Raw genomic sequence first — 12,958 nt, 5'->3', positions numbered from 1 at the left:
TCAACGAGTTAGGGTACTATTCCACAATCAATCCATAACGAGGTCCCTCCCATGGTGACATTGACCACTAACTTCGGCGACATCAAGCTGGAGCTGTATGCTGATAAGGCCCCTATCACAGTAGAAAACTTCTTGAACTACGTTAAAGAAGGTTTCTACGACAACACCATCTTCCACCGTGTAATCGATGGCTTCATGATTCAAGGTGGTGGCTTCACCCCTGATATGCAGCAAAAAGACAATGGCGAAGGCATCAAGAACGAAGCCAGCAACGGCCTGTCTAACGAAACTGGCACCATCGCCATGGCCCGTACTCCAGATCCACACTCAGCCACCGCTCAGTTCTTTATTAACGTGAACAACAACACCTTCCTGGATTTCAAAAATGAATCCATGCAGGGTTGGGGTTACTGCGTATTCGGTAAAGTGGTTGAAGGTATGGACGTGGTTGAGAAAATCAAAGGCGTGAAAACCGGTAACCACGGCATGCATCAAGATGTACCGCTGGAATCAGTGGTAATCGAGAGCGCCAAAATTGAAGACTGATAATCTTCAGAGGGTCGTCAATGACGGCCCTCGCACTCTGTTTATTGGCGATCTCCATCTCTCAGATGAGCGCCCTGACATCACCCAAGCGTTCGAGCGATTCCTCGTAAGCGAAGTTCCTGGCGCTGACGCTCTCTACATTCTCGGGGATCTGTTTGAAGCCTGGATTGGCGACGATAACCTCACTCCCTTCAATCGCCATGTGGCCGCACTGATTCACCAAGCCGCTCAAAGCACGCCGATCTTCTACATTCAGGGCAATCGAGACTTTCTACTTGGCGCCGATTATGCCCAGCGCTGCGGCATGACCCTGCTGCCCGAAGTGGACACGGTGAACCTTTACGGCACTCCCACGGTGATCCTGCACGGCGATAGCCTCTGTACCGAGGATCTCGATTATCAACGCTTCCGGCGCTTGCGAAACAAACCTTGGTTCCGTTTACTGCTGTTATCCCTCCCTTTAAAGCTGCGTCAGAATTTAGCTCGTCGTGCCCGCAATAAAAGTAAACAGCACACGCAAACCAAATCGATGTCGATCATGGACGTGACCCCTTCTGCAGTAGAGCGGCTACTAAAGCAAAGTCAGACCGTTCGTATGATCCACGGTCATACCCACAAACCCTATATTCATGAGCTACCAGAGGGTCTACAACGAGTTGTGGTCGGCGACTGGTACCATCAAGACAGCGTGCTATTGATCACGCCTGAGTCCTGCAAACTCTCCAGCCAAGCGTTACCCAAAAGCTGATCGCGCTAGTCAACCACTCAGCATTTTTGTGACGCAGATCAATTTCCCCCTTGACTCGAGGACGATATTCCCTAATAACTAGAAGGGTAAGTAGTTGTATCGTCTGAAGTATCGACGACTAGCCTAAAGCAACGTTTAGCAGGGGATAATAACTATGATACTCAATCACTTATGGGGCCTTTATGCCCATCCACGCCAAGAATGGCAGGATATTGAGCGTACCCATGAAGGCATGGGTGCGAGTCTGACGCACATTCTGGTCATCGCATTAATACCATCGATTTGTGGTTTCTTTGCCAGCAGCTACATTGGCTGGAGCATCGGTGCCGGCGAGCCCATCAAACTCACCCAGAGCAGCGCGGTAAAGATGGCATTTGCCATGTACTTTGCTCTGATTGCTGGAGTTTTCCTACTGGCCTATCTATCTCATTGGATGGCAAAAACCTTCGGTGCCACACCAGATTTCACCCAATCGGTTGAACTGGCCGCCTACACCGCAACGCCACTGTTTATGGTGGGATTTGCAACCCTCTATCCAGAGCTGTGGTTTGTGATGATGGTGGGGTTAGCAGGCATCGCCTACTCGGTATATCTGCTCTATTCCGGTGTGCCAATCATCATGAACATCCCGGAGGAGCGAGGCTTCATCTACGCCAGCTCACTGGTTACCTGTGGACTGGTGCTATTGGTCGGCATCCTTGCATCGACGGTGATTCTATGGAATCTCGGCTTCGGCCCCGCCTACGTCGGTTAACTAGGCATTACTCAGCCCCTCTTGACGCGCAAGAGGGGCGACTCTACCTAACCTTTCCAGCCACATTATTTAACGTCTGCAGCCGCTGTAGTTGACGTTGAGTCGTTTCCAGCTCCAGCTCCAACTGATATAACTGCTGCTGCAACTGACTGCTGTCATAATGCTTCTGAAGCAGCATCACTGCCATCACCATTAACGAAAGCGTCGTTAATAACCGCCCCTTGCCGTTACCCTGCATAATCGATTCCATTCGACCTCTATTGCCGAGCAAGATTGGCACAAGCATATGAAGGGAACAACCAAAGTAAACCGAGAGGTATCGCCATTTAAAATGGGCTAGTCCAAGCCTGGCACAGCCATACAAGGTTTTTATCGCTAAGGCCACAGCTCGAGATGGGATAGGTTTTTTCGAACTAGTACAAAAAAGGGAGCTACTGCTCCCCTTTTTTAATTTGCTGATTTTTTTGGCGCTTTGTGCAAGGTCACCAACAACTGAGCTTCAGCCATGGGGATCTCACATTCGCTAACAATCTCCTCGACGCCGGCTCCCAGTTCCACCATTTTCATGGCACGACTGTACAAACGAGCATCGGGATCGTTATGCTGAAGTTCATCTTGACGAGCTTGCGTCAAAGACAGCCTCTCCTCTAACGCTTTTACTTTGCGCCCGACCCCTAAGGCTCCACTGCGAAGCTCATTGAGCTCACGACGCAAAGAATCTCGCTGTCGGTCGCCCTCTTTGAGTAGCAGCGTCAAGGCTTCACAGCGCCTATCGACCTGCTCCACCTGCTTGCGACTCGACCAGGCAAACCAAAAGGCAGCAAGGCTCACTGCTGATGCGACGGCAGCGAGAATCCAGGCGATCACAGTTCGGAGATCTCCTGCCACTCTTCGTCGGTCAGCAGTTTGTTCAGATCAACCAAAATCAGCAACTCATCATCGCGATGGCTTACGCCTTGGATAAATTTAGCGCTTTCTTCTGTGCCCACATTAGGAGCAGTGTCGATTTCAGACGATTTGAGGTAAACCACTTCGGCAACACTATCAACCAAAATACCAACCACTTGGTTTTCGGTTTCAATAATCACAATACGAGTAGTGTCAGTCACATCCGCTTGCGGAAGCGCGAAGCGTGAACGGGTATCGATTACGGTAACCACGTTACCACGCAAGTTAATGATGCCCAGCACGTAGTGAGGCGCACCAGGAACTGGAGCGATATCACTAAAGCGCAGAACCTCTCGAACCTGCATCACATTCACACCGTAGGTTTCGTTGTCCAGATGGAACGTCACCCACTGTAATACCTTGTCTTCACCTTCGGTGGTATCAGCCACGGCTGCTCGTAATTCACTCATCCTTTCAGGACTCCTTAACGGTAATATCCAATCCAGTATCCAACATGTCTATCAATGCTGGAACATTGAGTACGACACATTTTTTTTCTCTAACTATGCCTGCCAACCATGGCCGCTTGTTGCCATTGGTTTGCCAGTTTACTTCAGACTTTGACAGGGGCTCTGCGTCTAAAAGCGATTCACAGGCCAATGTCCAAGGGCTATCCCCAAGCCTGACAAGATAATGATAATCTTCTCGGTCAACCTCGGTACGTTCTGGCATAAACCAACGACCACTGTCCACCACATTCAGTTTGCCATCTTGAGCATCTAACTGAACGCCTAACACCCATTCCGGGCTTCCAGGGAGCTGACTCAGCTTACCGATGCGCTTAATGCCCCCCAGTGTAAGCAAAGGCACCGCAATAACCAAGTTCGCAACTTCAAAGTAGAGACATTGAAATACATCTTCCAGTTGCTGCGTCCAATCTTCTGGCTGCGTGGCCGGAGCCGTCAATACCTCTTGGGCCTCATCCGTCGCCACAACGTCCACTTGCTGCTGCACGGGTTCAGCTTCTAGGACCTGTTGCCGCGCGTCAAATGCGGCCTCTTCCTCTAAAGCCTGCTCAAATAACTTCTGCAACCCATCCTGAGCGATGGGATCGATTTTCGGCTCTTCGGGGGTCAGCATCACCTCGAAGTAATCCATCAATGCTTGTTCTGCCGCCTTAGACATGACCGGCCCCCTGAGGCTCTAACAGAGCATCTAAAAGCTGATCATAGGCTAAGACGCCTCGGCTACTCGGGTTAAAGTGGCTAGGCGGCAAGTGTGCCTGACTGGCATCACGAAATCGAGTATCCACAGGAATCACCGAATGCCACAGTTGCTTCGGGTACTTTTGTGTAAGCGAAGTCAAAGCCTGAAGCGAAGCACGTGTGCGTTTATCGAACATGGTTGGAACGATTAGGTAGGGATATTGAGTCCCTCGGGAGCGCCCCACCATATCCAAGGTTCTCACCATGCGATCTAAGCCTTTCAGAGCCAAAAACTCAGTTTGAACCGGCACAATCAGACGATCGCAAGCCGCCAAAGCGTTTATCATCAACACACCAAGCACCGGAGGGCAATCAACCAACACCGCATCATAGCGATGACTCACCATGCTCAGCACGCGCTTTAATATCAGCCCCATTCCCCCTTGCGTGCCTAGGGTTCTGTCTAAAGTCGCCAGAGCAGTCGTCGCAGGTAACAGATCCAGTTGCGCCACCCCAGTTGGCACGATGACAGACTCGACCTTATCGCTGTCGAGCTGTTCATGATGATGAAACAGATCAAACAGAGAGCCAGGAAGCTCATCAGGGTCAACGCCCAAGTAATAGCCTAGGGAGGCTTGAGGGTCGACATCCACCACAAGGACGCGATAACCACGCTTTACCAGTAAGCCAGCTAAGGTAATCACCGTTGTCGTCTTACCTACGCCACCCTTTTGGTTAGATACCGTCCAGACTTGCATACCCAGCCCCTAGCCTTCCAAAGGCGCGCCGGTGATTTTAATACCACCACTAGGCGTAGCCAGAGTGGTGACACCATCAGCATCGGTATGAATGACTTGCGGCTGGCCGCTACTCAGTGCTTTTTGGTGCTTATCTCGCAAAGCCTGACGCTTTTTTTCCAGCTCTCGCCACTGTTTTAACTCACCGGCAAGAGACTCAAGTTGCTGTTGCTGCTGGGTGGACTTAGCTTGTTCATTCACTAAATCCTGCTGCAGCTCTAATGCCCAGTGATGCTTGTCAATTGCCCAAAATAGGCTGATGCAGGTCACTGTGGTCATTAAAGCCAACAAGTAGGTTTTTAGTTGAGTGCTCAAGCCAGATGCCATCATCGTAAGATTTCTTTCTTCAGGCACTCAGCCATCTTTTCAAGAGGGATTGAATAACTGGAGATACCTGCGGCGGCAACCGCTTGAGGCATACCATAAACCACACAACTGGCTTCATCTTGAGCCCAGATATTGGCTCCCTCTTTCTGGAGCATGCGCGCGCCTTCACGGCCGTCAGCCCCCATGCCAGTAAGCACAACAGCCAGCACATCCCCTTTGAAGATGCGTGCCGCTGAGCCAAACGTTACATCCACGGACGGCTTATAATTCAACTGCTCGCCACCATCTCGAATGGTGAGCTTAGGTGAACGACTGCTGCCATCGATAAGCATCTGCTTGCCACCTGGAGCCAAGTACGCGCAACCAGGCTTCAATATTTCGCCTCCCGCGGCCTCTTTGACGTTAATTTGACACAAACTGTCGAGGCGCTGGGCAAAGGCTGGGGTAAAGGCTGCGGGCATGTGCTGAATCAACACAATGGGCAGCGGGAAATTAGCTGGCAGCTGGGTCAAGATGCGTTGCAGTGCCACCGGACCACCGGTAGAGGTACCGATCGCCAACAAACGGTACTGTTTTCCGGACGCTCGAGGAGGCATCTTCACCGCTCCCACGTCACTGGCAGGCTTAACCGCCGGACGTGAAGAGGAGAACTGCGTGTTCAAGGTCGGCTTGGACACTGAGGTTGTCGCGGTGGTGGTCGGGCGAGTCGCGGTGGTTCGCGTAGACGCTAAACTAGTACGACGGGAAGCGATGGCTCGAACCCGTTGCTGCAGTAAAGCTATGGCGTGAGCCTTGTCGTTCGCGATGTCTTCAAACCGTTTAGGGAGAAAGTCTGCGGCTCCTGCCTCTAACGCCTCTAGAGTCGAACGCGCACCTTCATAGGTCAGTGAAGAAAACATCAGCACTGGCACTGGGTTAGTGCGCATAATCTCACGAACTGCGTCGATGCCATTCATCTGAGGCATCTCGATGTCCATGGTGACAACTTGAGGGCGCAAACGTCGAACCTGCTCAATGGCCTCTTTGCCATTGGCTGCGGTACCCACTACTTCCAGTAGTGGATCAGCATTAATTATTTCTGAAACGCGGCGACGAAAAAAACTGGAATCATCTACCACTAATACTTTGATCGACATACCTTTCCTTTAATCAGCAGAGACTACTGGCGTTTCGCGTAATGCTTCAGTAATCCCGGCACATCGAGAATCAGTGCGCAACCACCGTCAGAGGTGATTGTGGCACCTGCCATTCCTGGCGTGCCGTGCAGCAGAGATCCCAATGGTTTAATTACAACTTCTTCCTGACCGATCAGGCCATCGACCACGAAGCCCACCTGAAGGGTGCCGATGTGGACAATAACAACGTGCCCCTGATCTTCTCGTTCGGTGCGGCCCGGTCCCTGTTTCAACCACTTGTCCAAATAGAACAGCGGAATCGCCTTTTCGCGCACAGTGACTGTTAGTTGGCCGTCCACCACATTGGTCTTACTCAGATCAAGGTGGAAAATTTCATTGATGCAAGAGAGAGGCAGAGCGAAGACCTGCTGGCCAACTTCAACCATCAGCGTTGGCATGATCGCCAGAGTCAGCGGTACTTTAATCTCAAGTACGGTGCCTTTGCCCTTCTCAGAGTCAATATGAACCGAGCCATTCAATTGGGTAATTCGGGTTTTCACTACGTCCATGCCTACACCACGACCGGAGATATCAGAGATCTCAGTCTTAGTGGAAAAGCCCGGAGCGAAGATCAGGTTATAAGCTTCCTGATCGGTCATGCGAGCGGCGCCATCCTCATCGAGAATACCGCGCCCAATCGCAATGCCTTTAAGCTTCTCAGCATCCATACCGGCACCGTCATCACGGATGCACAGCAGGATATGATCACCCTCTTGGGACGCCGATAGCAAAATATTACCTTGGCGAGGTTTGCCTGCGGCTTCTCGGTCATCAGGCATCTCGATGCCGTGATCAACGGAGTTACGCACAAGGTGAACCAGAGGATCGGACAGCGCTTCAACCAGGTTCTTATCCAGATCGGTTTCTTCACCCTCCATGGTCAAGGCGATGTCTTTTTGCAGGCTACGGGCCAAATCTCGAACCACTCGAGGGAAGCGACCAAACACCTTCTTGATCGGTTGCATGCGAGTTTTCATCACCGCGCCTTGAAGGTCGGCGGTAACCAGATCGAGGTTAGCCACGGCTTTGCTCATGGCTTCATCGTCTCGCTCAACCCCGAGGCTGACCAAGCGATTTCGAACCAATACCAGCTCGCCCACCATATTCATGATGTCATCAAGTCGAGCGGTGTCCACGCGAACTGTGGTGTCAGCTGAGGCCTGAGGTTTGGCTTTAGCTGGCGCTTTTGCCGCTGCAGCCGGCGCCGCTGGCTTAGGTTCTGCCGGTTTCGCCGGTGCGGCTGGCTTCGGCTCATCCGCTTTGGCCTTCGCCTTAGCAGCCGCCACCTTGGCACTCATCTCTTCATCAACTTTAGGTGGCTGCTGAGTCACCGGTTTAGGTGCTTGGCCTTTGCCGTGAAGTTGATCCAGAAGAGCTTCAAATTCGTCATCGGTGATTTCATCAGACTCAGGCTCGGCGATGGCTGGTGCGCTCTTACCTGGCGCACCACCTTTGCCGTGTAGCTCGTCCAACAGGTTCTCAAACTCGTCATCGGAGATCAGATCGCCTTTAGGCTCAGGCGCCGCTTCAACCGCACCACCAAACTTGCCTTTACCGTGAAGGTCGTCCAGTAACGCCTCAAACTCATCGTCACTGATATCGTCACCATCTGCAGGTGCAGCTTGCGCCACTTCCTCTGCCTGAGTGGCTTGGCCGTCAAGACCCGATACCAACAGTTCGAATTCACCTTGATTAAGGCTGTCAATGCCGCCACCAGAGGTCAAGGTATCTTGAGCCGCAGGGGCAGCTGGCTCTACAGCCTCAATCACCGGTTCAGGTTCAGCAACCGGCTCCGGCTCAGGTGTCGCCGCCATGGCTTCAGGATTTAGGAACTGTTCCAGTTTAGCCAGTAGCTCAGGTGGTGCAGGCTCAGTCAACTCCTCGCCAGCCTGAACAGTACTGAACATGTCGTTCACAGTATCAAGGGTTTGCAAGATGACGTCCATCAGCTCGGAAGTCACCGCCAGCTCACCATTTCTCAGCTTATCGAAAACGTTCTCCGCGCCGTGACACGCATCCACAAGATGGGTCAAGCTCAAAAAGCCTGCGCCACCTTTGACGGTATGAAAGCCCCGAAAAATCGCATTCAACAGATCTGAGTCTGTAGGATTATTCTCTAGATCAACCAACTGCTCCTGCAGTTGCTCTAGAATTTCGCCTGCTTCAACTAAAAAGTCCTGCAGAATCTCGTCATCTATGTCAAAACCCATCGTCTAACTCCTAGAAACCCAGGCTGGAAAGCAGATCATCAACCTCATCTTGGCCATTCACCACTTCCGCTTTATTCTCTTTCGCCACAACCGGTCCTTCCGCAACGGCAGCGTCAACCTCGCGGTTAACTTCTGCGCGCTCACCAAACACGGTCAGCATAGACACCAAGCTCTCTTCGACTTCACGAACCAGTTCAATAACCTTGCGAATTACCTGACCGGTCAGATCTTGGAAGTCTTGCGCCATCATGATCTGGGTCAATAGGTCGGTCACTTGAGAGGAGTCTTCGGCGGAGGTCTTAAGTATGTCATCTAACTCATGGCAAAGAGATTTGAACTCAGTCAGTTCAATCTGCTTCTCCATCAATTTTTGCCAAGCAGGATTAACCTCTTGGATGCGCGATTGCATACGCTGCACCAATGGCAGAGTCTCATCTAAGGCATCCATGGTGCGGTTCGCCGCTTGCTCGGTACGCTCAATCACATAATTAAGGCGCTCTTTAGCATCTGGAATATCGTGTTTCGCTAGGTCGGAAATGCGATCGTCGAGGTGGAAATCTTGTAAGGCATCGTGAAGCTGACGTGTCAGCTTGCCCACTTCATCAAATAGTTGTTGACTAAGCGGCGCAGTGGCCATCTGTACAATCTGATTGGCCTGTTCAATTTGTCCCTGTTCAAGTAACGCCACAAGCTCTCGGGCGTCCTCCAACGAGATAAATGCATCTTGCTGCATGGGGGCTCCCCGCGGCTTAATTCAGTCGCTCAAAAATCTTTTCTAATTTTTCTTTCAAGGTTGCGGCCGTGAAAGGCTTAACTACATAGCCGTTAACACCAGCCTCGGCGGCCATCACGATCTGCTCGCGTTTAGCTTCGGCAGTAACCATCAGCACAGGAAGGTGCTTAAGGTTGTCATCTGCTCGAATTGCACGAAGCAGATCAATGCCCTGCATACCAGGCATGTTCCAGTCGGTCACTACGAAATCGAAGTCACCGTCTTTCAACATTGGTAACGCGGTGTTGCCGTCGTCTGCTTCCAAGGTGTTGTTAAAGCCCAAGTCACGAAGCAGATTTTTGATGATCCGACGCATTGTTGAAAAGTCATCAACAATCAGAATCTTCATATTAGTGTTCAAATCATCCTCCAATTGGACGTTGCCAATGAAACGCTGCTGCCAGCATTATTAAACTAAAATATTATTGTTGCCAACTAGATAGGCGAGATTTAAGTCGAAGCATTGCTTGGCTATTGATCTGGCTCACTCTGGACTCACTAACTCCAATCACCTGACCAATCTCTTTCAAGTTCAACTCTTCATCATAATAGAGCGACAAAACTAGGGCTTCTCTTTCGGGCAATGTCTTAATTGCTTCCGCCAAAGCCCGCTGAAATCGCTCTTGTGCAACCTGTTCGAAGTTGCGCTGCTGGGAGCCATCATCCTCAAAGGAGTCCAGACTCACCCCTAAATCTTCAATTCCGACCATTTTACCCATGCTGGCATCATTTAGCATCTGCTGATATTCAGCCAGTGACAGATCAAGGTGTTCTGCGACTTCACTCTCCCTTGGATCTCGTCCTAAACGACTCTCCAATTCGGCGATGGCGCTGGTGACCTGGCGGTAATTTCGATGTACAGAACGAGGCACCCAGTCTCCTCGACGAATTTCGTCGAGCATGGCGCCTCGAATGCGGATGCCAGCAAAGGTCTCAAAACTGGCACCTTTGCTGCCATCAAAGTTCTTTGATGCTTCGAGCAGGCCAAGCATGCCAGACTGAAGAAGATCATCCAATTGCACGCTTGCGGGTAATCGGGCCATCAAATGATGGGCAATGCGTTTTACCAAGGGAGCATATCGCTCCACAAGGGACACCCGGTTGTCAAACTGGGCATAGGCCGCAGTTTTATTCACCAACCGCTTCTCCATACATGTTGCGTCGAACCAATCGCTCTACAAAGAACTCCAGGTGGCCACCCGGATTATCCGGCGTTGGCCAGCTCAGAACCTTGTTGGCCAAGCCTTGGTAAGCAATTGAAGCCGGAGCACGCGGGTAAGCTTCCACAACCACACGCTGTTTTCGCACCGCTTGACGAACGTTCTCATCGAAAGGAACCGTTGCCACCAACTCCAAGGCCACGTCGAGGAAACGGTCGGTCACTTTGGAGAGTTTGGCAAATAGCTCCATCCCCTCTCGAAGGCTTCGCACCATGTTGGCGACAATTCGGAAACGGAACACGCCGTGCTCTCGAGACAGAATTTTGATAAGGGCGTAAGCGTCCGTAATGGAAGTGGGCTCATCGCACACAACGACCATCACTTCCTGAGCTGCGCGGGAGTAACTGAGTACCATCTCTGAGATGCCCGCAGCAGTGTCGACAATAAGAACGTCAAACTCTTGCTCAAGCTCACTAAAGGCGCGAATTAGTCCGGCATGTTGGGCTGGCGTCAATTCCACCATCTCTTGAGTGCCAGAGGCCGCAGGCACGATGAACACCCCTTCAGGGCCCTCAACCAACACCTCTTGCAAAGTTCGCTCACCACTCAACACGTGAGACAGGTTGTACTTAACTCTCAGCCCTAAAAGCACATCGACGTTGGCCAGACCTAAGTCTCCATCGAGCACCAACACCTTCTGCCCTTTCTGGGCCAAAGATGCCGCCAGATTAATGGACACATTGGTTTTACCCACACCACCCTTACCACCGGTAACGGCGATGACTTTGACCATCTTTTGCTTTTGCTGTGCCATCTTTCTAAGTCCGCTTGCCTGATCTTGCAAAAACCATCTATTCATAGCTACCTGCCATTCGTTGGGCAGGTGCTGAAACCTGTTGCTTCTCTAGCATCACCGCTCGGCGAGCCAAGTATTCTGGCTCGGCGATACGTAGATCTTCCGGTACCCGTTGTCCGTCAGTAAGGTAACTGATCGGTAAAGAGTTTTGAATCAAAACGCTTAATGCCTCGCCGATGTTATGAGCCTCGTCTAACTTAGTGAAAATACAACCAGCTAGAGAGATTCTTTTAAACTGTTCTACGGTCTCCTCTAACACTCGATACTGAGCGGTGGAGGACAACACCAAATAGGGACGAATAGGCAACCGAGTTGCCGCCACCAAGTTGTCTAACTGCTCCACTAAACGCATGTCTCGTTGGCCCATGCCTGCGGTATCAATCAGAATCAAGCGGCGACTGCGAAGCTGATAAAGTACATTTTCCAGCTCTTTAACATTGCTGGCGCCACGTACAGGACAGCCCATGATCTTGCCGTAAGTTGCCAACTGCTCTTTGGCGCCAATTCGATAGTTATCCGTGGTAATCAACGCCACCTGGTCAACGCCATATCGGGCGGCAAATCGGGCGGCCAACTTAGCCACCGTGGTGGTTTTCCCGACACCGGTTGGTCCCACCAGTGCAATTACGCCCCCCTGACTCAGGGTTTCTTCCGATGTCTGTGTTAGTTCATCGGCAATTAAGCGAGGAAGTTGAGCCAAAGCGTCATGAAGATCCAAGTGTTCTGGCACTAATGAGGCAAAATGCTCTGCCACACTGCGGTGAAAGCCGCTGTCACGAAGCTTATCGACTAACAGTGCCCTCACTGGTTCTCGGCGAGCCAGATCCTGATCCATCAAGTTGGATACCTGATGTTCCAGCAGTTGACGAATGGACGCCATCTCATCCCGAACCGCTTGCAGTTCCTCTTTGGCACCGCCGGTACTGCGACCGCGAGTCTCCATTCTTCGAGGTTGAGGCGTTTCTCGCTGCGGCTTCTCTTTCGGTTGGCCAAAAGCTTCTTTCGCCCACTCAGGCAGCGCCTCTTCACGGCGACGCATTGGCTGAGGCTCAAGTCGCTTTGGTGTCTCTTCCTGAAAGCTGTTTTGCTGCATCCGCTTCTGCTGACGCTCAAGAAGGCCACGTAAACTGTCACTGGGAGCGGCAGGTTGTGGCTGAGCTGGGGCGGGACGGCGATTTAACTGAGGCTGGCTGTGTTCACTGCCAATGCCTAGAGCTGCCAAACTGGAAGGACGGGGTTGCCCTAATGTGACGGTATCCTCGGACAACGTCCGAGGCATCGCCGGTTTTGCCATTTGCGGGGCAGATGGCATCTGATTTGGAACGGTTTGTGACGGATTACTGACGCTCGACTTCTCATCGAAGTCCACCGCTGCCACAATTTCGACACCACCACTGACTTTCTTGTTGGACATGATGACGGCATCGTTGCCCAATGTCTCTTTGACCTCGGCCAACGCACTGCGCATATCCTTGGCAAAGAATCGTTTAATCTTCACTTCAGATCACTCCCACGCTTTG

General features: G+C 51.6%; 16 protein-coding genes. 3 read left to right on the top strand and 13 right to left on the bottom strand.

Translation table 11 applies throughout. The features are described 5' to 3' along the window. Positions 1-51 precede the first annotated feature (51 nt). The 3 genes from FCL42_RS00410 to FCL42_RS00400 all read left to right on the top strand — a co-directional run bounded on the left by FCL42_RS00410 (position 52) and on the right by FCL42_RS00400 (position 2,048). Entirely contained in the window at positions 52-546 is a 495-nt protein-coding gene (locus FCL42_RS00410; RefSeq protein WP_136861409.1) for a peptidylprolyl isomerase, read from the top strand. Then, positions 536-1,294 (top strand): UDP-2,3-diacylglucosamine diphosphatase, encoded by a 759-nt coding sequence (locus FCL42_RS00405; RefSeq protein ID WP_136861408.1) that lies wholly within the window; start codon positions 536-538, stop codon positions 1,292-1,294. Before FCL42_RS00410 ends, FCL42_RS00405 begins: the two co-directional genes overlap by 11 nt. Positions 1,295-1,448: 154 nt before the next feature. After that, a complete protein-coding gene (locus tag FCL42_RS00400) occupies positions 1,449-2,048 on the top strand; it encodes a Yip1 family protein (RefSeq protein WP_136861407.1) in 600 nt (199 codons plus the stop codon). 43 nt (positions 2,049-2,091) lie between these two features. Here FCL42_RS00400 and FCL42_RS00395 read toward each other — a convergent pair whose 3' ends face one another. From FCL42_RS00395 to flhF, 13 genes are all read right to left on the bottom strand, one after another. Further along, the gene (locus tag FCL42_RS00395; protein WP_136861406.1) at positions 2,092-2,298 is read right to left on the bottom strand and encodes a hypothetical protein; all 207 of its coding nucleotides are present in this window, start codon (positions 2,296-2,298) and stop codon (positions 2,092-2,094) included. Between the two features lie 197 nt (positions 2,299-2,495). Beyond that, entirely contained in the window at positions 2,496-2,915 is a 420-nt protein-coding gene (locus tag FCL42_RS00390; protein WP_136861405.1) for a DUF2802 domain-containing protein, read from the bottom strand. Next, a complete protein-coding gene (locus FCL42_RS00385; RefSeq protein ID WP_136861404.1) occupies positions 2,912-3,406 on the bottom strand; it encodes a chemotaxis protein CheW in 495 nt (164 codons plus the stop codon). The genes FCL42_RS00390 and FCL42_RS00385 overlap by 4 nt, the downstream gene beginning before the upstream one ends. A gap of 4 nt (positions 3,407-3,410) precedes the next feature. Continuing rightward, entirely contained in the window at positions 3,411-4,121 is a 711-nt protein-coding gene (locus tag FCL42_RS00380) for a chemotaxis protein CheW (RefSeq protein WP_136861403.1), read from the bottom strand. Further along, positions 4,114-4,899 (bottom strand): ParA family protein, encoded by a 786-nt coding sequence (locus FCL42_RS00375; protein ID WP_136861402.1) that lies wholly within the window; start codon positions 4,897-4,899, stop codon positions 4,114-4,116. The genes FCL42_RS00380 and FCL42_RS00375 overlap by 8 nt, the downstream gene beginning before the upstream one ends. Positions 4,900-4,908: 9 nt before the next feature. Beyond that, positions 4,909-5,253, bottom strand: a complete 345-nt coding sequence (locus FCL42_RS00370; RefSeq protein ID WP_136861401.1) for a hypothetical protein — start codon at positions 5,251-5,253, stop codon at positions 4,909-4,911. A gap of 11 nt (positions 5,254-5,264) precedes the next feature. Next, entirely contained in the window at positions 5,265-6,401 is a 1,137-nt protein-coding gene (locus FCL42_RS00365; RefSeq protein ID WP_136861400.1) for a protein-glutamate methylesterase/protein-glutamine glutaminase, read from the bottom strand. A gap of 23 nt (positions 6,402-6,424) precedes the next feature. After that, positions 6,425-8,650 (bottom strand): chemotaxis protein CheA, encoded by a 2,226-nt coding sequence (locus tag FCL42_RS00360; RefSeq protein WP_136861399.1) that lies wholly within the window; start codon positions 8,648-8,650, stop codon positions 6,425-6,427. Between the two features lie 10 nt (positions 8,651-8,660). Further along, complete coding sequence (locus tag FCL42_RS00355) at positions 8,661-9,383, bottom strand: protein phosphatase CheZ (RefSeq protein ID WP_136861398.1); 723 nt, start codon at positions 9,381-9,383, stop codon at positions 8,661-8,663. Between the two features lie 16 nt (positions 9,384-9,399). Beyond that, the gene (gene cheY / locus FCL42_RS00350; protein ID WP_136861397.1) at positions 9,400-9,783 is read right to left on the bottom strand and encodes a chemotaxis response regulator CheY; all 384 of its coding nucleotides are present in this window, start codon (positions 9,781-9,783) and stop codon (positions 9,400-9,402) included. Between the two features lie 61 nt (positions 9,784-9,844). Continuing rightward, positions 9,845-10,558, bottom strand: a complete 714-nt coding sequence (locus FCL42_RS00345; RefSeq protein ID WP_136861396.1) for an RNA polymerase sigma factor FliA — start codon at positions 10,556-10,558, stop codon at positions 9,845-9,847. Continuing rightward, on the bottom strand, positions 10,551-11,441 hold the full coding sequence (locus FCL42_RS00340; protein WP_136861395.1) for a MinD/ParA family protein: 891 nt from the start codon (positions 11,439-11,441) through the stop codon (positions 10,551-10,553). Before FCL42_RS00340 ends, FCL42_RS00345 begins: the two co-directional genes overlap by 8 nt. Beyond that, complete coding sequence (flhF, locus tag FCL42_RS00335) at positions 11,434-12,936, bottom strand: flagellar biosynthesis protein FlhF (RefSeq protein WP_136861394.1); 1,503 nt, start codon at positions 12,934-12,936, stop codon at positions 11,434-11,436. Before flhF ends, FCL42_RS00340 begins: the two co-directional genes overlap by 8 nt. Between the last annotated feature and the right edge of the window lie 22 nt (positions 12,937-12,958).

It is taken from the genome of Ferrimonas aestuarii, from assembly GCF_005116665.1.
Classification (GTDB): domain Bacteria; phylum Pseudomonadota; class Gammaproteobacteria; order Enterobacterales; family Shewanellaceae; genus Ferrimonas; species Ferrimonas aestuarii.
The sequence above is the reverse complement of the archived record's forward strand: the minus strand, read 5'-3'. Positions and strand labels throughout refer to the sequence as shown.